This window comes from Halegenticoccus soli, assembly GCF_002844195.1.
Taxonomy (GTDB): Archaea; Halobacteriota; Halobacteria; order Halobacteriales; family Haloferacaceae; genus Halegenticoccus; species Halegenticoccus soli.
On sequence record NZ_PEND01000004.1, the window covers coordinates 291,103 to 315,168 of the forward strand.

The window sequence follows — 24,066 nt, forward strand, 5'->3', positions numbered from 1 at the left end:
TTCGGGAGTGACTCTCGCGAGTGCCGTCTCGCCACTCACGCGTTACAGTAGCGATAGACCGTGCTCCGATCGACATCCACTCCGTGAACCTCGCGCAGTAACGTCCGTATCTCGCCGTAACTCAGCCCCTTCTCGCGCCACTCCCGAACGTCTTCGAGCTGATCGTCGTCGACCTTCCTGGGACGACCGACGTGCTTTCCCTGCCGGCGGCGGCGTTGAACCGTCTCGTACGCTCGCTCCCGGGCGAGATCGGCCCAGAACTGATTCAGCGCGCCGACGACGTCCAAAAACAGCTCTCCCCGGGCGGTTGTGAGGTCGATGTTCTCTTCGAGGCTGATGAAATCGACGCCGCGCTCGTGGAGACCCTCGATGTCGTAGAGGACACGCTGGAGCGACCGACCGAATCGCGAGAGTTCGCGCACGACGACCGCGTCGAACTCTTCGACTCGTTCGAGAAGCCGGGCGTACGCTTCGCGTTCTTCGGCCCCGCCGGAGATCGAGACGTCTTCGAAGAGCTCGATGTCGTGCCCGTTCCGGTCCGCCCACCGTTCGAGCCGCTGGCGCTGGTTTTCGTGCGAGCCGTCCTCCAGCTGCTGTTCAGTCGAGACCCGGACGTATCCGGCTACCTTCATCTTTTGCGGAACGTGCTGCTTTCCGCAACGTATACGTTTCGATCTATTTATGTATGCGGTCCCGTTGTGAATTCATCCCCTTCTACAACGGTCTGACTCGTTTAAGTAATATAATTTTACTATTAATCCCTACGTAATATATACTCCGCACCGGTCCCATGGAAGAGTATGCGACGACCACTTCTCGCGCTGAGCGTGGCGCTGCTCGTCGTGTTCGCCGGCTGTGGGAGCCTCGGCGGCGAACAGCGATCGCCGACGTCGCCCGACGCGTCAGAAACACCGACGCCAGAGCCGCAGTCGCCAACACATACGTCGACGAATACGCCGGTAGAGTCGACAGACCGACCGCCCTCTCGCGGAGAGGCCGACGGCGCGCTCGAAGTCCACGCGATCAACGTCGGCCAAGCGGATGCGACGCTCATCGTCGGGCCGACCGGCGAGACGATGCTGATCGATTCGGGCGACTGGCGGAACGACGGCCGAGACGTCATCGCCTACCTCGAAACGTACGGCGTCGAGCGAATCGACTACCTCGTGACGACGCACCCCGACGCCGACCACATCGGCGGTCACGAGGCGGTGATCGATTACTACGAGGAACAGAAGGGCGGCGTCGGGCAGATTTGGGATCCCGGCGTCACCAGCACGTCGAACGCATACGAGCGGTATCTCGATGCCGTCGAACGGCACGATGTCGACCTCATTCGAGCCCGGGCGGGCGACGAAATCCCGTTCGAAGGTGCCAGCGTGCGCGTCTACAATCCGCCGGCGGACAGCGAGTTGGACGAGGCCAACGCCAACAGCATCGTTCTTCGGGTGACGTTCGGCGAGAGTAGCTTCCTGTTCACGGGCGACGCCGAACAGGAGGCCGAAGAACGGATGGTCGACGGCTACGGAGCCGAACTCCGATCTGACGTCTATCTCGGAGGGCATCACGGGAGCGAGACGAGTTCGAGCGAGCGGTTCCTCGACGCCGTCGAGCCGAAGGTGGCCGTTATTTCGAGCGCCTACGATTCCCAGTACGGCCATCCCAGCGAGCAGACGCTCGACCGCCTCGCGGAGCGGTCGATCGCGACGTACTGGACGGCCGTCCACGGCACAACTGTCTTCGTGAGCGACGGCGATACGATAACCGTGCGAACGCAGGCGGATGCGACGACGAATCCACTCGAACTCAGGAGTGAACCGGAAGTGACGATGGAACCGACCGCCGACACCGAGGAACGGACGACGTTCGAGGCCGACTCGACAGATCAGAACGCGCTTACCGCGTTTCCGCTCCTGGCGGTTGACGCCCAGGCGGGTGTCGCGTGATGGTTGACGACGGGGCGTACGTTGCGACCGTCGATCGTCTCGAAGAGGGGCGCGCCGTCGTGCTCGTCGAAGCGGACGACGGGATCGCCGACGAGTTCCTGCTCGACGAAGACCGGCTTCCGGCGGCCGCTGGCGAGGGCGCTGTCCTCGAGGTGGTTGTCGAAGGCGGTGAGGTGGTCGACCTGAAATACGATCCGGAGACGACCGCCCAGCGCGAGCAAGCCGCTCGGGAGCGGTTCGACCGCCTCTCCAGGAGGCCCGACGAACCGAGGGACTGAAGCGGAGCGACAGAGGGGCGAGCTAGTGATACCGCTGTTCGACCTCGAGCGTCCTGTGCACGGCCTCGTCGAAGCGTTCCCGCAACGCTCCGCTAAAGTTCTGGACGCTCTCGTCCTGCTGTACCAGTTCTAACGAGTCCCAGTCGCCGGCCTCGGTTGCGGCGTACAGGCTCGTGAACTTCTCTCCGTTGTTTCCGTACGCGATGGCGATCACGTACGGCTTCACCTCGTCGATCTCTTCGACCGAGTGCCTCTCGCGCCACTCGTCGATCTCGGTCACACTCACCCGGTCGAACGTCGTTAGTTCGGCGCTGAATTCGCCGGCGCCGAGGCGCTGAACCAGCCAGTCTCTCTCCCATTCCCGCGTCTCACCCGTGTTGGCGTTCGTTCCCGTGACGGTCTCGGTTGAGATCGACTCGATGCGCCACTTCGTGAGCCGCGGACCGCTCATCTCCGCAGGCGTCCTCGTGCGGACGTCACCTTCCTGAATGTGGTCGCCCTCTCGGACGCGAATGTAGCGCGGATTCGACGCCGGTAGGTCGATGAAGACCTCTCCCGGGTCCGTATTGACCAGCGCGTCGACTCCATCGATCGTCTGAACGACTACCGTCTGATTGAAATTTTCTCGATTCATCGTGATCTCCGTGTGGCATCGGGATCCGAGATCAGCAACGCGGTGGTTACGCTGTCACCTGCACCTCCGATCGATACAAGTCGACTCACACTTCGGCCACGCGCACTGGTTTCGCCGCTGGTCTCGGCCGTGTTTTTCCGGGTCATCATACGCAGGCCGGACGTTTCCCTCTGTCGTCTAGTCGTACAACGAGGGCGGTTCGCCACCGCAACGATACTGAATTACCGTTCTGTGGGTTGGAAGCCGGGACGTTCGCGGTGAAACCCGTACACCGGAGATCGCCGGCAGAAGGCTCGTATAGCTGTGAACATCGTTCGCCTCACCCGTCCCGAATTTCTCTTCGGGATTACCGTAGCCGGTCGGAGAGAGCAAGCCTCTCGACCGGTCGGGGTGTTCGGTTTTCCCGAGAGAGGATCTGTGAACTACTACGATAATCCCTATCAGAGGTACCGTCCGTACCCGCAACCGGTACACTGTAACGTATCGCCGGAATGGATGAGAACGCCCGCGTCACAGAGCGCGCAGCGCCCCTCGAACCGCCCCGTCGACACTATTCTCAGCGTCGCTTCTAAGCGCCTGGTTTGCCCTTCGAGCGCTTCAATGCGCCTCGAATCCTGTTCTCCCCGCGTTTGTAGTTCGCCGATCCGTTTCAGTAACAGCGCTCGCTCGGACGGAGGTCCCTTTTCAGTGACCTCGTTTGTTCGCGGCGGTTTTTGGACGTTCATGTACTGAATATAAGTAGGACTCCTGGCTACTTGAACTAGCCATCCTTATTTATTGAGGCGTTTTTAAGCCGCTCGCCGGAGCCGATGGATAAACCCCGTCACCGGCAGGGAACGAGACGGTGGTCCCTGATCGCTTCTCGGCCTGGTCGCGTTCGGGGTGTGTAGGGGCGTCCGGTCGACGATGAAGCACCGTGGTACCGCGACCCTCGGAACTGTTATCCGCGGTCGGGGACTACGTTTGTTCGTAATGGCAAACGGTACGGTTGATTTCTTCAATCACACTGGCGGCTACGGTTTCATCTCCACCGAGGATTCGGACGACGACGTGTTCTTCCACATGGAGGATGTCGGCGGCGCTGACCTCGAAGAAGGGACGGACATCGAATTCGACATCGAACAGGCCCCCAAGGGCCCCCGCGCGACGAACGTCGTTCGCGCCTAAGACGCCCAGAACTACTCCTCACGGAGAGGCGACTCGGGCTCATTTTTCGGAGAAACTCGTTCACGGAGCGACGTCCACACTTCGAGAGGGGAGCGTCGCCTCAAGCCGTCTCTGTTCCCTGTGACCGCGTCTGGACGGTGAAACTGACTGATCCGCACTTCGCAGCTGAGTGAGACGAGCTACTCGCTCACGGCGTCGTTCGTGCGGCGAAGGGCTGTTTGCGCCGGTTTCCGATTCACCGCTTGCGCCGCGTTTTTCGTTCGGGACGGGCAGCCCACGTTACGCACGGACGCCCCAGAAGAAGGCGATCCCGAGGACGGTGACGATCGACAGCAGCAACTGCAACGGCGCACCCACGCGGAGGAAATCCGAGAACGTGTATCCCCCGGGGCCGTAGACGAACAGATTCGTCTGATACCCGACCGGGGTCATGAACGCGGTCGAGGCGGCGAACGTCACGGCGAGGACGAACGCGAACGCGTTCGCGCCGATCGACTGGGCGGTACTGGCGGCGACCGGGATCATCAACACGACGCTCGCGTTGTTACTGATGACGCTCGTCAACAGGCCAGTCGCGAGGTAGAACACCCACAGGACGCCGAGTACCGGGAGGACCGTCGCCGTCGAAGCGACGGCGCTTCCGAGGAGCGCGGCGGCCCCGGTCTGCTGGAGGGAGATGCCGAGCGGGATAACTCCCGCGAGGAGGAAGATCACGTTCCACTCGACGGACTTGTAGAGCTCGTTCGGTTTGAGGACGCCGGTGAGTATCATCGCCACCACCCCCGCGAGCGCTGAGACGACGATCGGGAGGACGTTCAGTGCCGGAAGCGCGACGACTCCGGCGAGGATGCCGACCGCGAACGGGATTTTCTCGCCCCGGTAGTCCGCGTCGTCGAACTCGTGGGCGACGATGAAGTCCTCGTTCCGGACGAGACGAGTGAGGCTGTCGGGCGGCGCCTGCACGAGGAGCGTGTCCCCGACGCGAATTCGGATGTCCTCAAATCGGTCGCGGACGACCTCTCCGCGGGTCCGAAAGGCGAGGACGTTCGCGTCGTAGCGCTGCCGGAACGTCGAACTGGCGAGCGTTTCTCCGACGAGAAACGACCCCGACGGAACGACCACCTCGACGAGGACCGGCTCGTCTTCCCCCGGATGGAGATCGTCTTCCGTCCGAGGCCCTCCGACGAACGTGAGCCCTTCGGCGTCCAGAATCTGCTCGAGCGTCCCTCGGTTCGTTCGAAGTCGGAGCGTGTCGCTCTCGTGGATTTCCCTGTGAGCGAGCGGTTCGGAGAAGCGCTCGCCGTCTCGAATCAGCTGTAACACGTCGATATCGAGCTCATCGTCTCCAAGCGCCTCATCGACAGTCTGGCCGACCAACGGCGAGTTCGCCGTAACGACGACGTCTGCGAGGTACTCCTGGAGGGCGTACTCCTCGACGAGGTCCTCCTCGGCCGGGACCCGTTCGGGGAGCAATCGAACGCCGACCGTCATGAGATAGACTGCACCCACCGCGAAGACGACGACGCCGAGCTTGGTGAACTCGAACATCTCGAACGCGTGCAGGCCGAGTTCGGGCGACTCCGCGCCGAGCTGCGCCGCGATATCGCTCGCGAGAATGTTCGTCGACGTTCCGATGAGCGTTAGCGTCCCCCCGAGCATCGAGGCGAACGACAGCGGGATGAGCAGCTTCGACGGTGACGTCTTGCCGTTGTGCGCGAGGTCGGCGATGACCGGCACCAGAATGGCGACGACTGGCGTGTTGTTGACGAACCCGGATACCGGCCCGGTGACGCCGATCGTCGCGGCGAGTTGCTTGCGCTTGTCGACGCCGGCGAACGCGGCCATCTTCCGACCGAGCGTCTGTACGATGCCGGTTCGGTTGATCCCCGTGCTCAGAATGAGCATCGCGAGCACGGTGATGGTGGCGGGGCTGGCAAAGCCCGAGATGCCCTCCTGCGGCGAGATCTGCGTCCACGGTTCGAGGACCATCAGCAGGACCATCACGAGGATGGCGGTGACGTCGATCGGCAGCCATTCGGTCGTGAACAGAACGAGCGCGAGGAGAATGATCGCGAAGGTGACGAGCATGTCGCCCGTCACCGGGGCCAGGGCCGTACCCCGGATTAGCGGGGGGACTACAAAGAGAGACACACCGAAAGGAGGCGGTAGCGAGGGAAAAGGACTGGTATCTCTATCGACCGACCTGCGAGGCCTCGTTCGACGCGCAGGGGCCGGGGTGCGCGAACGACCGACGCCGTCATTCGAGCACCTTCTCCCGGCGCTCCGAAGCCTCGAGTTGCCCGACTCGTCGGCGCGAAGCGACGCTCGCACACCGCCGAACTCTTATCCGGCTGGCGGACCTTTTCAGACCGGTAATGAACCTGTTTAGAAAGCTCGGCCGTCAGGTCGAGCAGTTCAAAACGAAAGCGAAGGCTGCGAGCCGGGACCGCGCGAGCTATCGGTGCACAGAGTGCGGCGCGCGCTTCAGCGAGCAGCGCGAGCGGTGTCCCGAGTGCGGGTCCGGCGACGTCGTCTCGGTCACACAGCAGGAATAATCGCCGACCGCTGAAAACCGGTGCACCGCTTTCGACTCCCGTGCGGTCGTTCCAGTACTGACAGCTGGAAGCGGGTACGATGAGCCCGCGGTTAGCGATCGGATCGGGGTTCGGATCGCACTCGCGTCGCGAAACGGCACCGCACTCGGCGCGTTCGCGGCCACAAATTCCCTGAGCGCCCCTCCCGAGAAGATAACGGAAGTATCGGAAACCGCCCGGTCTCGGTTATGGCGGTCGGTCCGCCTACATTCGACCGTGATGTATCAGAAGTCCAGCGCGCAACCGGTCCTCCCGACGCTCGAAGACGGGATGACGCTGCTCCGGGCGGACCGCGGAGCGACCGGCGCGCTCCACTCGCTCGTTCTCGACCACCTCCTCCTGGAGGGCGGGGACGCCGCCTGGGTCGACGCCAACGGCAACGGAACGACGCAGCGACTCTGCCGACTCGCGCCGAACGCGCGAATACTCGACCGCGTCCGCATCGCCCGGGGCTTCACCCCCTGGCAGCACTACGGCATCCTCGCCGACCTCCCGGAGCAGGTCACGGACGGGACGTCGCTCGTCGTTTTGCCGGCGTTCGACTGGTTCTACCGGGCGAGCGACCTGCGACGCGGCGAGGGTGAGCGGATGCTCTCCGAGGCGGTCGAGCGAATCGCGCGGCTGCTCGACGAGGTCGCCGTTCCGGTCCTCGTCACGCTATCGGAAACGGACGGACTCGCGCGGCCCGTCGTCGACGCCGCGTCGGAGACCCTGGAGTGCGAACTGACCGAGTACGGGCCGCGGTTCTCGGGGGAGTCGTTCGAGACCCTCGTGTACCCCGCCGGGGACGGCGCGGTTCAGACGACGATCTCCTACTGGAACCGCGTTCTCGCCGCGCGCCACCCGACCCCCGCTTCCGCAGGCCGGTCGCCGGAGGTGATCCCCATTGGGACGAACTAATCCGACGTACCGGGACGCGGTTCGAGCGACGGAGGACCGGTGGGCGGACTACCGACGGGCGCTCAGGCGTCGGGATCGACCGCACTTCGACCGCCTCTTCGAACACGCCCGCGCGCACGCCGACGCCGGCGGGTATCTCAATCACCAGTTCGCCGAGATTCTGATTCTCGTCTCCGTCGCGCTCGAACAGGAACGGCGGATCGCGTCGCTGGAAGAACGGCTCGAAGCCCGCGGAGACGGGGAGTGACCGATGCCGTTCACGTTCGACTACCTCGACGGCGACGTCCTCGAATGGTCGCTGACGGCCGACGGAGCAGAGTGCTCGCGGAATCCGTCGTACGAGCCGACGATCTACGTCTCGGCCCACGGGGGCGGCGACCTCGCCGAAGTCTCGGAAGTACTCCGGGGACACCCGCAGGTCGCCCGCGTCCGCGTCGTCGAAGAGCGAACCGGGTTCAGACGCGACCCGGAACCGGTGCTCCGCGTCGACGTCGTCGACCTCGACGCCGTCACCGGGGTCGCGCGCGAGATCCGCGGGTGGCGCAAGCCCGGCGAGTACCGGTGTTACAACGTCGACTTCGACAGGGAGTTCAGGTACTGCCTCGAAGCGGGCGTCTCTCCGGTTCCGGCCGGCGAACTGACGGTCCTTCCGATCTCCGTTCCGGAGCCGCAGCTCGTCGGCGGCCGGGTCACGACGGTCGAGCTCGGGGGCGAGACGGTGGACGGAACGCGGGAGGACGTCCTCGAAGCGGTCGCCGGCCGCCTCGACGACGACGATCCGGACGTGCTGCTGTTGAACGCGAGCGAGATCGTCCCGACGCTGTACGAGCAGGCCGAACGGCTCGGCGACCGGGAGTTCCGGCTGGGACGACTTCCGGGGTGGCAGCAACTCGCCGGGGAGTCGACGTACGCGAACGACGGTCGCGTCGGGCACTCGCCGGCGCGGTACAACCTCCCGGGGCGGGCGATCGTGGACCGCTCGAACACGTGCATGTGGAACCGGACGAACCTCGACGGTTGTCTCTACCTCGTCGAACGGTCGGGCAAGCCGCTACAGGAGGTAGCCCGGTCGTCCATCGGAAACGTCCTCACGGCGATACAGATCCGGGAGGCTCGAAGGCGAGGCGTGCTGGTGCCGTGGAACTCGTGGCGACACGAACGGTTCAAGACGATGCGCCAGCTGCGCGAGGCCGATCGAGGCGGGTTCACGTTCGCGCCGAAGGTCGGCCTCCACGAGGAGGTTCACGAACTCGACTTCGCCTCGCTGTACCCGACCATCATCGTCACGCGGAACGTGAGCCCCGAGCGGATCCGCTGCGAGTGCCACGCCGACCGCGAGGACGTCCCCGGAGTCGGGTACAGCATCTGCGACGAGCCGGGCTACCTCCCCGACGTGCTCGAGCCGCTCATCGAGGACCGCGATCGGATCAAAGCCGAGTTGGCCGAGACGGACGATCCAGAGCGCGGGAAGGCGCTGGAGGGGCGGTCGAACGCCATCAAGTGGATTCTCGTCTCCTGCTTCGGGTACCAGGGCTTTTCGAACGCGAAGTTCGGACGCATCGAGTGCCACGAGGCGATCAACGCCTTCGCCCGGGAGATTCTGCTCCGTGCGAAGGAGGCGTTCGAGGCGAACGGGTGGGAGATCGTCCACGGCATCGTCGACAGCGTCTGGGTTCGGCGGATCGAAGGCGAAGCGCAGACGCCGCTCTGTGATCTCGCGGAACGGATCTCCCGCGAGGTCGGAATCCGCCTCGAATACGAAGCGGCGTACGACTGGATCGCGTTCGTCCCGCTGCGCGACAGCGATGCCGGCGCGCTGACGAAGTACTTCGGGAAGGTCGCCGGCGAGGACGAGTACACGTACCGGGGGATCGAGTGCCGCCAGCGCAGCACGCCGGCGTTCGTCGAGCGGGCGCAGAAGGACCTGATCCGGGTGCTGGATGCGCACCGCGAGCCCGAGCCGGTCTGCGATCGGCTGAAGCTGTGGGTGGAGCGCCTGCGAGGGGGCACGGTCGATCCGGCGGACCTCCTCATCGACAACCGCGTCTCGAAGCGCGCCGACGAGTACTCCCGGTACACGCGGACCGCGGCGGCGCTCGAGCGCGCCGCCGGACGGGGGCTCGATCGGAGCCCGGGCGAGAACGTCTCGTACCTGGTCGTCGACGACGAGAGGCGGTCGAGAGACCGCGTCGCGTTGGCCCACGAGGCGATCTCCGAGTACGACGTCGACTTCTACGAGACGCTGCTGCTTCGGGCGGCGACGAGCGTCCTCTCGCCGCTGGGGTGGCGACAGTCCGCGATCGAAATCGCGCTCGCGGGGTCGCGGAACTCGACGTTATCGGCCTTTCGGAACTGGGGTTGAGCAGAGTCGTGCCCCCACTCCGCTTTGAGAGCGCCTCGAACAGGCAGTTCGACCTGAGCGTCCGCGTTTCGGTGCATACGAGTTTATGCCGTGACAGGTCGTACCGACGAGCCGAGTCGCTGGCTCAGATTTCGAGGGAGTCGTCATGGGATCATACGAACCGGTAGAGGCGGAAGAGCCGACAGACCGCGAGCAGCCGAGCGCGCCCTCGCGGTGGCGGACGGCGCGGGGGCTGCGCCGGCGGTCGTGGATCACGGAGGAAAACCGGAGGTGGTGGGTCGTCGCGGCGACGGGCCTGGCGATCGTTCTCATCACCGTCGATTTCAACGGGATCACGGTCGCCCTGCCGACGATCGGCCGGGATCTCGGCACCTCGACGACGGGCCTGCAGTGGACGGTCAACGCCTACCTGCTCGCCTTCGCGGCGTCGATGGTCGCCTTCGGGCGTCTGGCCGACATCTTCGGCCGGCGTCGGGTGTTGCTCGTCGGTATCGGCATCTTCGTCGGCGCTTCCGCGCTGTGCGGCCTCGCACAGACCGATTGGTGGCTCATCTCCGCCCGCGTCGTCCAGGGCGTCGGTGCGGCGGCGTTCTTCGCGGCCTCCCTGCCGATCGTCAGCGACGCCTTCCCGCCCGAGGAGCGCGGCAAGGGCATCGCGATGTGGGCCGCGGTCAGCGGGACGGGCCTGGCGCTCGGCCCGCTCGTCGGCGGCTTTCTCACCGAGGCCCTCTCGTGGCGCTGGTTCTTCTACTTCAACATCCCGATCGCCGCGGTCACGGTCGTTCTGACGCTGGCGGCCGTGCGGGAATCGCGTGACGAGACCGTGGAGCGCCACGTCGATCTCGTCGGCCTGTTCACCGTCACCGCCGGCCTGGCGGCGCTGGTGTTGGGTATCCAGCAGAGCGATACGGCGGGCTGGGGATCCCCGCTCGTGATCGGGCTGCTGGTCGGCGCCGCAGTCCTGCTCGCGCTGTTTTTCCTCGTCGAGCCGCGCCTGCGCGATCCGCTGATCGAACTCGACCTGTTCCGCGACCGCAGCTACCTCGGGGCGAACGCGGTCGGCTTCGCGTCCAATTTCGGCACCGGCGCCCTCCTGTTCTTCCTCACGCTCTACTACCAGAACGTGCTCGATTACTCCCCGCTGAACACCGGCATCGTGTTCCTCGCGTTCACCGTCCCGTTAGTGGTCTTCGAGACGAAATCGAGCGAGATCGCGAACGAGATCGGAACGCGGTGGTCGATGGCGGGCGGCATGGCGCTGATGGCGGCGGCGTTTCTGCTGTTCGCCCTGGTTTCGCCGACGAGCGGACTGGCCGCCATGCTCGTCCCGCTCGTCCTCATGGGCGTCGGGCTGGGGGTAGCCTACTCCGTTTCGAGCACGGCGGGCATGGCGGCGGTCCCGGACGCGAAGGCCGGCGCGGCCTCGGGGATACTGGGGATGCTCCGGATACTGGGCGTCGTCTTCGGCGTCGCGATCGGCGGGGCGCTGTTCAAGGCGCTCGAAAACGAGAGACTGACCGCGCTGCTCGCCGCCGCCGGAGCCGATCTCGACGCGGCGGATCGGGCCGAGATCCGCGGGCTGCTGTCGGGGTCAGAAGCCGCCGAGGCGGAGCTGAGCCGCCTCGCCCCGGAGGTGGCAGGGCAGATCGATCAGGTGGTGCGCGAGGCGTTCGTCTTCGCGTTCGACGGCGCGATGCTGCTGTGCGCGCTCGTGTCGGTGATCGGCGTTCTGGGGGCGCTGCTGGTGGCCGAAAGCGCCGCCCAGTCGGACCAGACTGACTGACCCCTGATCCCCGAACTACCTGCGGCGGAGTCGCGAGAGCGCCGCGCCGACGCCGATCGCACCGATGGCCGAGAGCACGCCGAAGCCCGGTCCGGTCGTCTCGGTTTCTACCTCCGACGTCGAGGGGCTCGCGGAGGAAGAATCGGTCGAGGACGCCGTCGCGGCGGTGGTGGACGTTCCAGTCGTCGGCGCGGACGTGGACGACGGCGCTCGCGTCGTCGCGGGCGAATCCGTCGTCGTGGGCGAATCCGTCGCCGTCGTCGTTTCGGGCGCGGGAGTTTCGCTCGTCGGCGACCGCGTCGTCGCGGGCGCGTCTTCCGGCGTCCCCTCCTCGGGGGTCGCAGTCGGCGTATCGGTTGGCGTGTCGGTCGGCGGCTCGTCGGTTTCGGGCGTCGCGCCGGTCAGCGCGACGACGCTGCCGCTCGTGAGGTAGACCCGCCCGCCGACGACGGCGCTGAGTTCCCAGCCGTAGGCGGACACGGGCATCGCGTGCGTCCAGACGATCGACCCGTCGGTCGGATCGAGGGCGGCGGCTCCGACGTACAGGAGATCGCCGACCAGCGCGAAGCCGTCCGTCGGGACGTCTCGTTCGTCGACGCTCGCGCGCCAGCGCTCGCTCCCGTCGGCGCAGTCCAGCGCGAGCACGTCCGCGTCCGATTCGTCGACGCGAACGTAGACCCTCTCGGGGCCCACCGCGCCGATCGCCAGCGACGGATACGCGGTCCGCCAGCGTTCGTCGCCGGTCGCCGCGTCGAGGGCGAAGAGCGTCACGCCCGAGCCGGTCTTCCCGGCGACGAACAGCGTCCCGCCCGCGACAACCGCGGACGGCACGTACTCGAACGTTACCTCCGGGAGCGCAGTCCAACCGTCCTCGCCGGTCTCCGCGTCGAGCACCTCCACGCCCGTCTTGGTGGGGAGATAGACGCGCCCGCCGGCGACGGGCAGGGCGCGGTTGAACGCGGTATCGAGCTGGTTCGTCCAGCGCACCGTCCCGTCGGGTTCGAACGCGTGGATCGTCCGGCCGCCGTCCCCGTTCGGAATACTCGTGAACGCGGCGCCGTCGTCGACCGTGACCGGCGCGATTCTCTCGCTCGACTCGCCGTCGGTGTCGACCCGCCAGCGGCGCTTCCCGGTCTCCGCGTCGACCGCCACGAGGGCGGTGTCCTCCGTGCCGCCGTCGTACGGGCCGAACCACACGTTCGCGTACACCGTTCCGTCCGCGACGGCGGGGGTCCCGACGTCGGGGATGAGTGGACTCTCCGGGTCGTCGATCTCGGGGGCTTCGGGCTCGAACGTCCATCGTTCGCCTCCGTCGGCGGCGTCCACCGCGGCGAGGGCCTTCCCCCCGACGTAGACGGTTTCGCCGACGACCGCCACCCCGTCGTGGATGCGGTCGTAACTGACGGACCAGCCCTCCTCGACGGCGCCGCTCGGTCCGACGCCGTCAGGAACGTGGGCGGTGTTGCCCGCGTCGGCTTTGTACTGCGTCCAGTCGGCGCGCGGCGCGTCCTGCCGGTTCGCGGCCGCGCGGGTCGATGTCGAAGCGTGACCGAGGAGGCCTACCAGCCCGGCCGCCGTACCTGAGAGGACCGTTCGACGCGTCAGCGGGGATATCGATCGGGGCATTCCGTTTGCCCCGACCGGTGAGTCCACCAAGTATTTTCTGGTTAAGTGTACACTCAATCTATCTAATCAGTACTGTGAAATGAAATGTCCGAAATCAAACCTGATCGGATCGGGGAAGATGGCCGGTCGGAATTCCAAACCGTCGAAAAACGGACAGATAGGGATGGCCGTGAATTAAGCGGTTGGTGGCGCGAAGCGGGAGGATCGTCGATCGGTTCCGATTTTCCGACGGGACGTCGAAGCGCCCACTCCGACCTCGTTCCGATGTTCGTCGCTTCAGACGAACATATCCGCAGACATATGATTTGTTATAGGTACGTGTCCTTTCGGGAACAATGACCGATCCGAGGTCGCTCGCGCCGCGTCTCGCGCGGTTCGCGGGGGGAGAGCGGGCGCAGACGGAGACGCTCGGGGTGGTGCTCATCCTCGCCCTGACGGTGCTCGGAACGACCGCGATCGTCGCTCTCAGCGCGAACGCGTTCGACGCGACGCGGCAGTCGGCGGACGTCCAGCAGGCGGCCCACGAGATGGCGCTCTTCGACTCGCGCAGCGCGCAGGTCGCGCTCGGGGAGTCGAGCGCCCAGACCGTCACCTTCGGGAGGGGGGAGGGCGGCACCTACGAGGTGCGGGAGGACGCCGGGTGGATCCGGATCGAACACCTCGACTACGCGGCGTCGGATCCGCCCCGGAACGAGACGGTGTACAACGCCTCGCTCGGCGCGGTCGCGTACGAAACCGGCGACGAGCGGATCGCGTACCAGGGCGGCGGCGTGTGGCGGCACGCGTCGAACGGGACGACGATGGTCTCCCCGCCGGAGTTCCACTACCGCGGTTCGACCCTCACGCTCCCGATCATCCGGGTGAAGGGGGCCGACGCGGCCTCGGGGTCGGTCGCGGCAACCCTCGAAAAGTCGAATCCGACGAGGCGCGTGTATCCCGACGACACCGACACCGGCGCGCCGAACGTCGGAGCCCCGTACGACGAGACCGGCGAGCCGTACTCGAATCCGATCGAAAACGGGACGGTCCGGATCACCGTGAAGAGCGAGTACTACCGCGGGTGGGCCAGCTACTTCGAGACGCGAACCGAGGGGGTCGTGACCGTCGATCACGCCGCGGAGACGGCTTCGGTCGAACTGATTACGTTCGGCGACGGCGGCGACATCGAGGGCTTCCCCTCCCCCGGAGCGGACGGCATCAAGTTTCAGGGAGTCGCCGACCACAACGTGGAGAACTTCACCGTCACGGTCAGAGAGGAGGGCACCGGGGCCAGTTTCAACTCGATGAAGTGGAAGCTCTACGCGGACAACGGCGATCAGTACCTCGAAATCTGGTTCGGGAGCAACGCGCCGCCCGGGAGTTGCGGCGATCCGGTCGACCTCCGCATCCACTACGACGCGGACACGTCCGACGGGTACCACCAGGCCTGGCGAAACAGCACCGCCTTCGAGATCCGCTGCGACGGAAGCGGCCGGTACTTCACCGCGAACCTCACGGGCGACACGAACGTGACCTACACGACCCTCCCGGGCGACAACTACAACCAGGACCCGATCGGCTCGCTGAAGGATCCGGTGACGCACGACCAGCACCCCTCGGCCCCGGAGGAACCGGCGACGTTCGTCGCCGGCAACCGGACCACCGTCGGACACCTGGTCAACCACTACCTGGCGGAGATGGGACCCAACGTCGAGCTGAAGGTCGCGGACAAGAGCGGTCAGGGCGCCGGTGCCTCGAGGAGCGTCGACGAGGGGGCCTCCTTCGGCACTCTCGAATACGACGGCGGCACCGGTCAGTTCGTCAAGTTCCTGCACGTCACCGAGAACGGGGTCGAGGTCAGGCTCGACTGAACTACCTGAGCTGACCGAACTAACTGAACTCGACGTGGATCTCGACCACCGTGAGGTGCACTTCCTCGGTTTCGAACTCGCAGCGCACCGTCCCCCCGGCGGTGGCGCACGGGTCCGCCTCCCAGGCGAGCTCCGATTCGAGATACCGCTCCCACGCCTCCGCGCGCGGCGTCGTCACTTCGAGCGTCACGTCGTACGGCCCGGTCGCGTTCGACAGGGGCGAGTACAGGCGCGTTCGCTCCGCCCGGACCAGCGTCGTTCGGGACCCCCCCACGCCCGCCGGTCCCCGCGGCATCGTCCGAACGTAGAAGAGCACCGTCCGGTCCCGCGAGAAGACGAACGCGGGCTCGACGAGCATCCGTTCGCCCGCCCGCTGGTCGCGGACGACGGCCCCGTTCGAGTACACGATTCGCGCGCCCGTCCCCGCGTCGTAGCTGATCGGCGCGATCGCCGAACTGTTCGAGAACGCGACGGTCGACCCGCTGCTCCCGACGGTCGTGTTCACGTAGATCGGGTCCGCGTGGGTCAACCGCGCGTCGGCGAGCTTGATCTCCGTCGCTCGGCTCGGAGCCCCGTCCGCGTACACGTCGACCATGTTGTCCGCGAGCACGTCGAACGCCCGCTCGGCGTTGTTCACGCGCTCGCCGTCGCGCGTTTCCTGCAGGCCGCCGAACCCGACGACGTACACGATCCCCACCGCCGAGACGACGAGCGAGAACGCGAGGACGAATCCGAGAACCTCGCTCACGGCGCGGTCGTCCCGCCCGTTCGGACGCGGAAGCGAGGGCCGCCGCATCACGCGGCCTCCACCTTGATCCCCCCGCCGTCGTAGCTGATCCTGACGTCGCCGCCGGGGATCGATCCGCCGGCGTCGATCGCCGTTCGAGAGCGGAATTCGACGCGGACGGTCACGCCCGAGTCGGCGAGCCGCAGCGCGATCTCGTACGCCGGCGGCGACCCCGACACCTCGACGGAGTAGGGCGCTCCGCCCGCCGCGTCGGGGAGCCGGAGGACGCGCTCGAGTTCCGTCGAACTCCCGGATCGGTCGACGAGCCGGTCGACGCCCGCGAGGTCCGCCGCCATCCGCTGGCCGATCACTTCGAGTTCCGACCGCGCGACGCGATCGCGCTCGTCCTCGACGAACGCTCCCGCGGCCAGCAACAGCCCCGAGACGAGGATCGCGGAGATCGTGAGCGACAGCACGTACCCGAGGACCGTCGAGACGGCGCGGCGGTCGGACCGGACGGCTCCGGAACCGATCGATCGCCTCATACGGCGATCCCCCCCGTGGCGGGATCGCTCGCCCCGCCGGCCTTGTCGCGGGCGACGACCTCCACCTCGTAGTTCCCGTCGTCCAGGTTGCCGAAGGTCGTCTCGACCGCGGCGGACCCGCCGGCGGAGGACAGGTCGACGACTTTCTCGTCGAGCAGCGACGCCGTGTCGGCGTCGTACAGCCGCACCGTCGCGTTCCGGAGGCGTCCCTCGGGGTCGTCCGCCGTCCAGTCCGCGGTCACCTGGTGTTTCGACCCCGGCGGCCCCGGACACGCGGGGGGGTTGCAACTCGACGCCGAGAGGCTCTCGATCGAGGCGCTCGGAGGGGCGTCGCCGCCACCGCCGCCTCCCCCGCCGATCCCGATGCCCCGCGTGCGCCGCGGGACGACCTCCATCTCGGTCGCGTACGTCAGATCGACGCTCTCGTACGCGACGCCGACCGTGACCGAGTACACCGCCGTCGTCTTGTACGGGGACGCGCCGGATCCGTCGCCGTACACGCCGGTTACCTGGTCGTACTCGTCGCTCACGATCAGTTCGTACGCCCCGTACGCGTTCGCGGTCCCGCTCGGGTCGTCTTGCCCGTAGGCGATCGTGTACGGTTTCCCCCGTCGAAGAAGGCGAGCGCGCGGCAGTCCTCGCCGCCGACCAGGCCGCCGGTGAAGTCGATCTCCGCCCGCGGCCCCGGCGCGCTGCAGGTGCTCACCGCCCCGCCCGGGCCGGTCACCGTGACGTTCACGTCGCCCGAACTCTCGTAGAGGGACACCGTCCAGGCGTCCCCCGCCTCGGAGAACGTCACGTTGAACGCGCCGTTCAGCGACGTCGGCGCGCCGTCCTCCAGGTCCGCGGCGGTGACGTTCGCCCGGAAGCTCCGAACGCGCGTCGCGTCCGCCACGGTCCAGTTCACGTCGCCGTCTCTGTTCGCGAACTTCCGGTCTTCGTACTGGACGATCCGCGTCCCGTTGTCCGACCCCGCGAACGACACCGCCGCGCCGTGACCACGCCGGGCTTCCAGGAGCGCGACGTTCGCGCCCCAGTCGCGGACGCCGCCGCGGACGGCGCCGTCGAGTTCCGCGTACGTCGTGGAGTTGTTGTGGTAGTTCGCGTACTCGACGAGGCCGGCGACGCCGCGGTGCGCCTCGCCGCGGAGTTCCCCGGCGTCGCGCAGCTCGGCCCCGTTGCTCCGCGTGGCGACGTTCTCGGCGTAGATCGCCGCGTTCAAAAGCAGCGCGAGGGCGACGAACACCACCGCGAGCGTCAGCCCGGCGACGAGGAACAGCTGGCCGCGGTCCCTCGCGTCCCCCGCGCCACCCCGGCCTCTGGGATCCGCTGCGCGGCTCTTCCCGCCGCTCACATCCGCCACACGACCACCTCCACCGCCACCACGTTGAACACGGGGCTGTTCGGCGCGGTGTCCGACGCCGCGTAGAACCCGTCCATCGCCGCCAGCGTCGTCGTCGTCGGCCGCTCGCTCTCGTCGTACCGAACGTCGTCGTCGTAGAGGGTGACCGTCCGCGTGGCAGAGACCGCGTGGTCGCTCGGCTGTCCGAAGTAGACCATCCGCCGCGTTTCGACCGTCCCGCCGGCGTCCTCCAGGTAGTGGACGTTCACGTTGAACGCGACGCCCGCGTCGCCGAACGTGCCGTTCAGCGCGCGGCCGAAGTCGGTCGGCGGACCGCCGTGCGTGTACGCGCCCCGGTAGTTGGTCCCGTGATACGTGCCGGCGCTGGAGCCGTACAGGAGCGTCGGTTTCAGCGTGCCGTTTTCCTCGGCCGCCAGGAGGACCCCCTCGGCGAGCGCGCCGTGCTGGTTCTCGATGTGCTGGCTCGACGTGCTCGCCGTCAGCGGCGTCACCGCCGTGACCTGCAGCGCGAACACGACGCTCGCGAGCAGCAGCGCCGCGGCGGTGATCGCCTCCAGCGTGTGCGCCTGCGCCCGGCTCATCTCACCACACCCTCACGTAGAGCCTGACGACCCCCTCGTCGTACAGGACCGCCCGCTGGCCGACCGTCACGCGCGCGGAGCCGCCGGGCGCGGGGTCGCCGGCTTCGAGCGACACGCCCCCGGCGGAGACGATCCCGGACGCGTCCTCTACGGTCACGTTGAGGCGGTACCGCGAGGAGACGCCGAGCGCGTCGTTCAGCGCGGTCGCGTCCCCGTCGAAGCGACACGACGCCGACGCCGGCGGTCCGGACGGATCCCCGAACCGCTCGAAGAACTCGCCCGTGCACGTGGCGTTCAGCACGTAGGGGGACTCGAACTCGGCGAGGGCGTCCTCCGCGAGTTGACTCGCCAGCCGATCGGCGACGATCGTCGCCTCCTGTTCTCCGGTGAACGGATCGAACATCCCCGGTACGAAGGCGACGACCGCGGTGACGGTGAGCAGGAACACGCCCGCGCCGACCGCGAAGTCCAGGGTCGTCTGCGCCTTCGTCCGACCGCGGTCGACCGGGCACCGTTTCGGCGGTCCCCCGCCGCGTCGATTCGGGGTCGTCGCCCCGTCGTCGATCGAGTTCGGCCTCATCCGACCACCACCCAGGTGCCGAGCGCAACCGTCAGCAGCGCGACCGCGAACTTCACCCCGGAGACGATGTCGGCGTCGCGGATGTACCCGGAGATGAACCCCGACAGGATCGCCTGCAGCGTCACCGCGTGGAAGAAAAGCACCGACAGGAGGTTGGTGTCGACGCCGCCGCCGAACTCCGACCCGCCGCCTCCGCCCCCGCCGGAGGACCCCGTCTGCTCCGTCAGCCCGGCCATCACGTCGAGGAACTGCGTCTTCAGGATGGCCATCACGGCGAGCAGCGTCAGGTAGGTCATGACGATGATGACGACCTGCATCCGCGTGCGCGACTTGCGCTCGCGGTCGATGTCGTCCTGGTTCTCGCTGGCCTGCGCCGCCGTCGTCAGCACGTCGGTGATCTGGCTCGACGCCTCCTGCGCCTCGGTGATGAGCTTCACCGTCCGGGCGAGCCGCGGGACGTGGTACTCGTTGTTGAACTCCACCAGCGCCTCCTTGAGGCCCATCCCGTAGTTCACCTTGCCGTAGATGACCTCGAACTCGTCTGCGAGCTTCCCCGAGGAGGTGTCGGCGACCGTCCGAATCGACTCCAGGAGCGTGAGCCCGGTGTCGTTCGCGCTGGATAGCTTCCGGAGGTTTTCCGAGAGCTTCCCCACCACGGCCCCCCTGGAGCGGACGTTCCAGGTGTGGAACGCGGCGAGGGGCACGCCGACGACGTACGCCGGGACGTACACCCAGAGGAACGTCCCCCAGACCGGCTGCGCGACCATCCCGGCCCACGAGAGCGGTGCCGATCCGCTCGCCGCCGCGACGGCGAGGAGGGCGACGGCCGCCGGAACCGACAGCGCGAGCGTGTACAGCGGGTTGTCGCGGAAGAAGACGTGCGGGCGACGGAGGAGCGCCGCGGTCTCGTGGGTCCCCTCCCGGCTCCTGATCCGGTCGAAGACGCGGAACTCGCCGACGAAGCGCTCGACGAACCCGAGGTGAAACAGCCCCTCCTTTCGCGCCTCGTCGAGTCGGTCGCTCGAACCGGACGGCGAGAGGAACCCGTCGCCGGGCTCGTCCTGTTTGACGGTCGAGACGAGCACGAGGAAGCCGACGCCCGTGAGCGGGATCAGCCCGTACACCGTCGCGTACAGGAGCAGTTCGTCGGCGTTGCCGAGCATGCTCATGATGACGAGGATGATGATGAGAAGCAGCGGGAACAGAGAGAGCGTCATGTACATCTCGCCGAACAGCTCCAGCGTCTCCAGGGTCAGCTCCTGCTGCTGTTTCGACGTCCGCATGTGCTTTTCCTTCTTGTCGTCGAGAAAGCGCTCCACGTCCCCGCCGGAGTTGACGATCGAGAGCATGTCCGTCAGGAACTGCGAGAGCTCGTCGCTGGGCGTCTCCATCGCCTGGTTCCGGATGGCCGTCCGGTAGTCCACCCCGAAGTACTCCGTCTCCTGGACGATGCTCTGAAACTCCTTTGCCACCTCGCCGTAGGTGTCCTCCGCCTTCGCCATCGCCTCCAGGATCTCGAGCTGGTTCAGCCCGCCGACCGAGAGCGCGTACATGAACGACACCGCGTCGGACAGGAGCATGTCGATCTCCCGCTTGCGCGAGGACGCCCGCGAGTAGGGGACGGCGACGACCGCCCCGAACCCGGCGGCGAACCCGACCGTCCCGAACACGACGCCCGTCAGCCCGATCGCCGCCGGCACCTTCGCCGCCAGGACGAGATCGAGCAGCGCCTCGTTCGGGATGCGCGCGCCCAGGGACAGCGACTCGGCCGAGACGAGGCCGAGCGCGAACAGCCCGTACCCGAGGAGCGTCCCGAGCAGCCACAGCGCGACCCCGACGAGCGCGCCGACGGCCAGCGCGCGAGAGAGGTACAGTTCGACGGTGACGGGCATCCGCGCCTGCGCGAGCTTCTCCTCCACGTCGGCGACGAAGTCGCCGTCCGGATCGAAGAGCCGCCGAAAGAGGGGGTAGAAGGCGTCTGCGAACCCGCCGTCGCCGCCGCGGATCCCGCCCGTTCCGGCGTCCAGGCTCATCTACGCCTCCCCGTCGGGATCTTCGAACTGGCCGAAGCCCCACTCGTCGATGCCGGCCGTCGGGTCGTCCCCCTCCCGGCTCCGATCCCCGTCTCCCTTCTCGCTCCGTTCTCCGTTTTTCCCCTCGCCGCCTTCCCCGTTCCGCTCTCCGTCCTTCTCCCCGCGTCGCTCTTCGCCGCTCTCCCCGGTCCGCTCCCCGTCGATCTCCCCGGTCCGCTCTCCGTCGTCCTCCCCGGTCCGCTCTCCGTCGTCCTCCCCGATCCCGTGCACGTCCGCTTCCTTCGACCACCTCGCCTGGGTCTCTCGCCCGGGTGCTCGATCCGCCGCTTCGTCACCCGCGTCCAGGGCCGGCGGCGCGTCGTCGCCGAGCGCGCTCGGTTCGTCCCCGCCCCCGGCTTCGGGGGGCGAGAACGACCCCGACCCCGACTCGTCGCCCGGCGCCGGCGCGTCGTTCGACCCGATCGTCACGTCGTCCGCCTCGCGCATGGCGCCCAGGGCGGTCGCGACGCTCCCCGCGCTGTCGCCCCGGTACCGTTCGAACAGCTCCTCCTCCGCCCGTTCGAGGATGGTCTCGGCCTCGGCCAACCGCTCCGCGTCGGGGTCGGGTCGGGGGACCATCTCCTCCTTCTCCGGGTCGATGTCGATGAGCACCGACTCCATCTCGCGGAGGTCCTCCAGGCTCCGCTCCAGCCGGTCGTTCGCCATGAGCGTCAGGATCGTCTCGGGGTCGTTGATGAACGCCTGGAAGGTCGCGGCGACCTGCGTGTACGTGTTCAGCCCGTTTCTGATCAGGTACGCGAGCACGACCCGCCGCTTGAAGAGCTCCTCGTCGAGCGTCTCCCGCGACCAGCCGCGGTCGAACATGATCTCCGAGAGCGTGTTGGAATCGCCCGTCTCCAGGAACTCGTCCGTCTCGGCCTGCCACTGGTAGACGTCCTGCACGTTGATCTCGTCGTTCTCGGCGTCGTAGTGGTTGATCTCCGTGAGCGACTTGTTCCGGCGGACCTTGGTCCCCTGCACCCGGGTCGATGTCTGGATCGACACGAGGTCGAGCGCCGTGAACATCGTCTTCGAGACGTTGATCGGCTCCGTCGTGAAGCGCTTCAGCACCTCGCCGACGCTGTCGGCGTGGAACGTCGTGTAGGTCGTGTGCCCGGTGGACATGACCTGAAACAGGGTGCGGCCCTCCTCGCCGCGGATCTCGCCCATCACGATGTAGTCGGGCCGCTGCCGGAGCGCCGCCTCCAGCAGGTCGAACTCGTCCACGTCGCCCCTGTCGTCGTCAGAGAAGGACGGCCGCGTGACCGATGCGATCCAGTTTCGCTGCGGGAGTTCGACCTCGCGGGTGTCCTCGATGGAGACGATCTTGGTGTTCGAGGGGATGAAGAGCGAGACGGCGTTCAGGCTCATCGTCTTCCCGGACGCCGTGCCCCCGGCGAAGATGAGCGACTTGTTGTTCTCGATGCAGAGCCAGAGGAATCCCATCTCGTCCAGCGAGAACGTCCGCCAGTTGATGAGGTCGATTGGGGTGAAGGGGACGTCCTTGAACTGCCGGATGGTGTAGTTCGTCCCGTGGTCCGACACCTCCCGACCGAGCGTGAGCTGCGCGCGGGATCCGTCCGGCAGCGTCGCGTCGACCTGCGGCTTGCGCTTGCTGATCCCTTTGTCCGAGCGCTGGGCGAGTTTGACGACGAAGTCGTCGAGCTCCGACTCGCCGTGGTACACGTTCGAGATGATCTGCTCGTAGTCGCCGTGGTAGACGAACACGGGGGAGTTGTACCCGTCGCAGGAGACGTCCTCGACGTTGATGTCGTGTTTGATCCCGTCGATGCGCTCGTAGCCGATGAAGTCGCGCGTGAGGTAGTACAGGAGCTTCTCGACCTGATACTCGCTCAGGTCGGCGGCGTCGTCGGCCAGCACGGCGGGCTCCGGTCGGGCCGCGATGCCGTCGAGATCCCCGGATTCCAGGCGATCCTCCTCCGTGCCGAAAAGCCGGAGCAGGCGGCCGCCGATCCCGCCGACCCAACCGTCGCCGCCGACTCCGCCGCCCCCGCCGTCGACGCCGAGTCGTTCGCCGAGCGCCTTCGCGAACCCGTCCTCCGTTTCGTGGCTGTAGAGGTCGTACCGGTCGAGGAGGCGGTACGTCTCCCGCTCTATGACCTCGCGCCGGCCCTCGTCGCCGGAGACGACGACCTCGTCGTCGGAGTACTTGATCGAGGTGCGGAGCTTTCCGGTCAGATACTCCGCCAGGTTCTCCTCGATCCGGTTGAGGTGCGGTTCGACGAGGTAGTACTTCCGCTCGTTTTCCCTCTCGGAGTGAAAGATGACGACGAACGCGTAGGGTTTGTTCACCCAGTAGCGCTCTACCTCCCGGAAGTGCGCCTTCTTCGCGAGCGGAACCGCCTTTTCCAGGTCGTAGCGGTTCGCCACGGTCGTCGTCCCACGCTCCGTCGAGAAGAACGCGTCCTCGTCGAGATCCTCGTTGACGTTCACCGACCGCTCTTCCACGAGGTCGGCCGTCTCCTTCGCGCGCCGTCCGAGGTGCGAGATGACGCCCTCGATTTCGTCCGGATCGAACCCGAGCGCCTCCGCGGGGTCGAACGGTCGCTTCTCCCCGTCCCCGTCTCTCGGCGGGTCGCCGTTCTCGTCGTAGTAGTACTCCCGTTTGTAGTGCTCCCACAGCCACGCGTCTTTGACCACGGGCGTGGTCTCCGGATCGCAGAACGCCTCGAAGCGGTCGTGCAGTCGGCCGGCCTCGGCGCCCGCGTCGCCGATCCGGTCTTCCAGTTCGTCCGGCGGAAAGCCCAGATGCTCGGCCGGATCGACGCCGGCGCGCTCCCAGTCCGCCGCGCCCGGCGTCCAGGACGCATCGTCCTCCGCCCAGCGGTCGCTTCCCGGCGCTCGCGGCCGGCCGTCGTACAGCGCGTCCGCCGACCCGGGCGGGCCGTACTCGTCCAGGTAGTCCGCCCAGGTGTACGCTCCGACGACCGCCCGTCGCCCCTCCTCGGACTCCCCTGAGCCCGTGCCTCCCTCCAGCTGCCCGGCGTCGGCGTCGTCAACAGCCATTGCAAACAGAATGTCGGTATGATTAAAAAAG

General features: G+C 67.1%; 21 protein-coding genes. 9 read left to right on the forward strand and 12 right to left on the reverse strand.

The window, feature by feature from the left end; translation table 11 throughout:
* Positions 1–35: 35 nt before the first annotated feature.
* Complete coding sequence (locus CNO20_RS12700; RefSeq protein ID WP_101296493.1) at positions 36–632, reverse strand: recombinase family protein; 597 nt, start codon at positions 630–632, stop codon at positions 36–38.
* Between the two features lie 168 nt (positions 633–800).
* Here CNO20_RS12700 and CNO20_RS12705 point away from each other — a divergent pair, with 168 nt between their 5' ends.
* Both CNO20_RS12705 and CNO20_RS12710 read left to right on the forward strand, forming a co-directional pair.
* Positions 801–1,946, forward strand: coding sequence for a ComEC/Rec2 family competence protein (locus CNO20_RS12705; protein WP_101296494.1), 1,146 nt, complete (start codon positions 801–803; stop codon positions 1,944–1,946).
* Positions 1,946–2,224 (forward strand): DUF3006 family protein, encoded by a 279-nt coding sequence (locus CNO20_RS12710; RefSeq protein WP_101296495.1) that lies wholly within the window; start codon positions 1,946–1,948, stop codon positions 2,222–2,224. The genes CNO20_RS12705 and CNO20_RS12710 overlap by 1 nt, the downstream gene beginning before the upstream one ends.
* A gap of 22 nt (positions 2,225–2,246) precedes the next feature.
* Here the strand turns inward: CNO20_RS12710 and CNO20_RS12715 are convergent, their stop codons facing one another.
* On the reverse strand, positions 2,247–2,675 hold the full coding sequence (locus CNO20_RS12715; RefSeq protein WP_143423206.1) for a hypothetical protein: 429 nt from the start codon (positions 2,673–2,675) through the stop codon (positions 2,247–2,249).
* 1,155 nt (positions 2,676–3,830) lie between these two features.
* On the opposite strand from CNO20_RS12715, the gene CNO20_RS12720 reads away from it, so the two are divergent.
* Entirely contained in the window at positions 3,831–4,025 is a 195-nt protein-coding gene (locus tag CNO20_RS12720) for a cold-shock protein (RefSeq protein WP_101296497.1), read from the forward strand.
* Between the two features lie 279 nt (positions 4,026–4,304).
* On the opposite strand, the gene CNO20_RS12725 is transcribed toward CNO20_RS12720, so the two are convergent.
* Entirely contained in the window at positions 4,305–6,113 is a 1,809-nt protein-coding gene (locus tag CNO20_RS12725; RefSeq protein ID WP_101296738.1) for an SLC13 family permease, read from the reverse strand.
* A gap of 287 nt (positions 6,114–6,400) precedes the next feature.
* Here CNO20_RS12725 and CNO20_RS12730 point away from each other — a divergent pair, with 287 nt between their 5' ends.
* The 5 genes from CNO20_RS12730 to CNO20_RS12750 all read left to right on the forward strand — a co-directional run bounded on the left by CNO20_RS12730 (position 6,401) and on the right by CNO20_RS12750 (position 11,664).
* Positions 6,401–6,580: a hypothetical protein gene (locus CNO20_RS12730; RefSeq protein ID WP_101296498.1), complete on the forward strand. Its 180-nt coding sequence runs from the start codon at positions 6,401–6,403 to the stop codon at positions 6,578–6,580.
* Positions 6,581–6,838: 258 nt separating this feature from the next.
* On the forward strand, positions 6,839–7,519 hold the full coding sequence (locus tag CNO20_RS12735) for a hypothetical protein (protein WP_101296499.1): 681 nt from the start codon (positions 6,839–6,841) through the stop codon (positions 7,517–7,519).
* Positions 7,506–7,766, forward strand: coding sequence for a DUF8156 family protein (locus CNO20_RS12740; RefSeq protein ID WP_101296500.1), 261 nt, complete (start codon positions 7,506–7,508; stop codon positions 7,764–7,766). Before CNO20_RS12735 ends, CNO20_RS12740 begins: the two co-directional genes overlap by 14 nt.
* A gap of 3 nt (positions 7,767–7,769) precedes the next feature.
* On the forward strand, positions 7,770–9,881 hold the full coding sequence (locus tag CNO20_RS12745; RefSeq protein WP_101296501.1) for a type B DNA-directed DNA polymerase: 2,112 nt from the start codon (positions 7,770–7,772) through the stop codon (positions 9,879–9,881).
* Positions 9,882–10,026: 145 nt separating this feature from the next.
* Positions 10,027–11,664: an MFS transporter gene (locus CNO20_RS12750; RefSeq protein ID WP_101296502.1), complete on the forward strand. Its 1,638-nt coding sequence runs from the start codon at positions 10,027–10,029 to the stop codon at positions 11,662–11,664.
* Between the two features lie 15 nt (positions 11,665–11,679).
* Here the strand turns inward: CNO20_RS12750 and CNO20_RS12755 are convergent, their stop codons facing one another.
* Positions 11,680–13,290, reverse strand: coding sequence for an outer membrane protein assembly factor BamB family protein (locus tag CNO20_RS12755; RefSeq protein WP_101296503.1), 1,611 nt, complete (start codon positions 13,288–13,290; stop codon positions 11,680–11,682).
* A gap of 335 nt (positions 13,291–13,625) precedes the next feature.
* On the opposite strand from CNO20_RS12755, the gene CNO20_RS12760 reads away from it, so the two are divergent.
* A complete protein-coding gene (locus tag CNO20_RS12760) occupies positions 13,626–15,140 on the forward strand; it encodes a DUF7289 family protein (RefSeq protein ID WP_101296504.1) in 1,515 nt (504 codons plus the stop codon).
* A gap of 19 nt (positions 15,141–15,159) precedes the next feature.
* Here the strand turns inward: CNO20_RS12760 and CNO20_RS12765 are convergent, their stop codons facing one another.
* Genes CNO20_RS12765 through CNO20_RS12800 form a run of 8 tightly spaced genes read right to left on the reverse strand, consistent with a single transcriptional unit; the run spans position 15,160 to position 24,035 of the window.
* Positions 15,160–15,888 carry a DUF7289 family protein gene (locus CNO20_RS12765; protein ID WP_143423207.1) on the reverse strand — a complete coding sequence of 243 codons (729 nt, stop codon included), beginning with the start codon at positions 15,886–15,888 and terminating at the stop codon, positions 15,160–15,162.
* Positions 15,889–15,935: 47 nt separating this feature from the next.
* Positions 15,936–16,412, reverse strand: coding sequence for a DUF7266 family protein (locus CNO20_RS12770; RefSeq protein ID WP_101296506.1), 477 nt, complete (start codon positions 16,410–16,412; stop codon positions 15,936–15,938).
* Positions 16,409–16,942, reverse strand: a complete 534-nt coding sequence (locus tag CNO20_RS12775; RefSeq protein ID WP_101296507.1) for a hypothetical protein — start codon at positions 16,940–16,942, stop codon at positions 16,409–16,411. Before CNO20_RS12775 ends, CNO20_RS12770 begins: the two co-directional genes overlap by 4 nt.
* Positions 16,943–16,944: 2 nt before the next feature.
* The gene (locus tag CNO20_RS12780) at positions 16,945–17,775 is read right to left on the reverse strand and encodes a DUF7261 family protein (protein ID WP_101296508.1); all 831 of its coding nucleotides are present in this window, start codon (positions 17,773–17,775) and stop codon (positions 16,945–16,947) included.
* On the reverse strand, positions 17,763–18,356 hold the full coding sequence (locus tag CNO20_RS12785; protein ID WP_101296509.1) for a DUF7288 family protein: 594 nt from the start codon (positions 18,354–18,356) through the stop codon (positions 17,763–17,765). The genes CNO20_RS12780 and CNO20_RS12785 overlap by 13 nt, the downstream gene beginning before the upstream one ends.
* Before the next feature lies 1 nt (position 18,357).
* Positions 18,358–18,936 carry a DUF7287 family protein gene (locus CNO20_RS12790; protein WP_101296510.1) on the reverse strand — a complete coding sequence of 193 codons (579 nt, stop codon included), beginning with the start codon at positions 18,934–18,936 and terminating at the stop codon, positions 18,358–18,360.
* Positions 18,933–20,969 (reverse strand): type II secretion system F family protein, encoded by a 2,037-nt coding sequence (locus CNO20_RS12795; RefSeq protein ID WP_101296511.1) that lies wholly within the window; start codon positions 20,967–20,969, stop codon positions 18,933–18,935. The genes CNO20_RS12790 and CNO20_RS12795 overlap by 4 nt, the downstream gene beginning before the upstream one ends.
* Positions 20,970–24,035, reverse strand: coding sequence for an ATPase, T2SS/T4P/T4SS family (locus tag CNO20_RS12800; protein ID WP_101296512.1), 3,066 nt, complete (start codon positions 24,033–24,035; stop codon positions 20,970–20,972). It abuts the gene before it with no gap.
* Positions 24,036–24,066: the final 31 nt, after the last annotated feature.

Excerpts from the sequence above, each read along its gene's own strand:
- CNO20_RS12700 (WP_101296493.1), bottom strand. The coding sequence starts at position 632 with ATGAAGGTAGCCGGATACGTCCGGGTCTCGACTGAACAGCAGCTGGAG.
- CNO20_RS12705 (WP_101296494.1), top strand. The coding sequence starts at position 801 with ATGCGACGACCACTTCTCGCGCTGAGCGTGGCGCTGCTCGTCGTGTTC.
- CNO20_RS12710 (WP_101296495.1), top strand. The coding sequence starts at position 1,946 with ATGGTTGACGACGGGGCGTACGTTGCGACCGTCGATCGTCTCGAAGAG.
- CNO20_RS12715 (WP_143423206.1), bottom strand. The coding sequence starts at position 2,675 with ATGAGCGGTCCGCGGCTCACGAAGTGGCGCATCGAGTCGATCTCAACC.
- CNO20_RS12720 (WP_101296497.1), top strand. The coding sequence starts at position 3,831 with ATGGCAAACGGTACGGTTGATTTCTTCAATCACACTGGCGGCTACGGT.
- CNO20_RS12725 (WP_101296738.1), bottom strand. The coding sequence starts at position 6,113 with ATGCTCGTCACCTTCGCGATCATTCTCCTCGCGCTCGTTCTGTTCACG.
- CNO20_RS12730 (WP_101296498.1), top strand. The coding sequence starts at position 6,401 with ATGAACCTGTTTAGAAAGCTCGGCCGTCAGGTCGAGCAGTTCAAAACG.
- CNO20_RS12735 (WP_101296499.1), top strand. The coding sequence starts at position 6,839 with ATGTATCAGAAGTCCAGCGCGCAACCGGTCCTCCCGACGCTCGAAGAC.
- CNO20_RS12745 (WP_101296501.1), top strand. The coding sequence starts at position 7,770 with ATGCCGTTCACGTTCGACTACCTCGACGGCGACGTCCTCGAATGGTCG.
- CNO20_RS12750 (WP_101296502.1), top strand. The coding sequence starts at position 10,027 with ATGGGATCATACGAACCGGTAGAGGCGGAAGAGCCGACAGACCGCGAG.
- CNO20_RS12755 (WP_101296503.1), bottom strand. The coding sequence starts at position 13,290 with ATGCCCCGATCGATATCCCCGCTGACGCGTCGAACGGTCCTCTCAGGT.
- CNO20_RS12760 (WP_101296504.1), top strand. The coding sequence starts at position 13,626 with ATGACCGATCCGAGGTCGCTCGCGCCGCGTCTCGCGCGGTTCGCGGGG.
- CNO20_RS12770 (WP_101296506.1), bottom strand. The coding sequence starts at position 16,412 with ATGAGGCGATCGATCGGTTCCGGAGCCGTCCGGTCCGACCGCCGCGCC.
- CNO20_RS12785 (WP_101296509.1), bottom strand. The coding sequence starts at position 18,356 with ATGAGCCGGGCGCAGGCGCACACGCTGGAGGCGATCACCGCCGCGGCG.
- CNO20_RS12790 (WP_101296510.1), bottom strand. The coding sequence starts at position 18,936 with ATGAGGCCGAACTCGATCGACGACGGGGCGACGACCCCGAATCGACGC.
- CNO20_RS12795 (WP_101296511.1), bottom strand. The coding sequence starts at position 20,969 with ATGAGCCTGGACGCCGGAACGGGCGGGATCCGCGGCGGCGACGGCGGG.
- CNO20_RS12800 (WP_101296512.1), bottom strand. The coding sequence starts at position 24,035 with ATGGCTGTTGACGACGCCGACGCCGGGCAGCTGGAGGGAGGCACGGGC.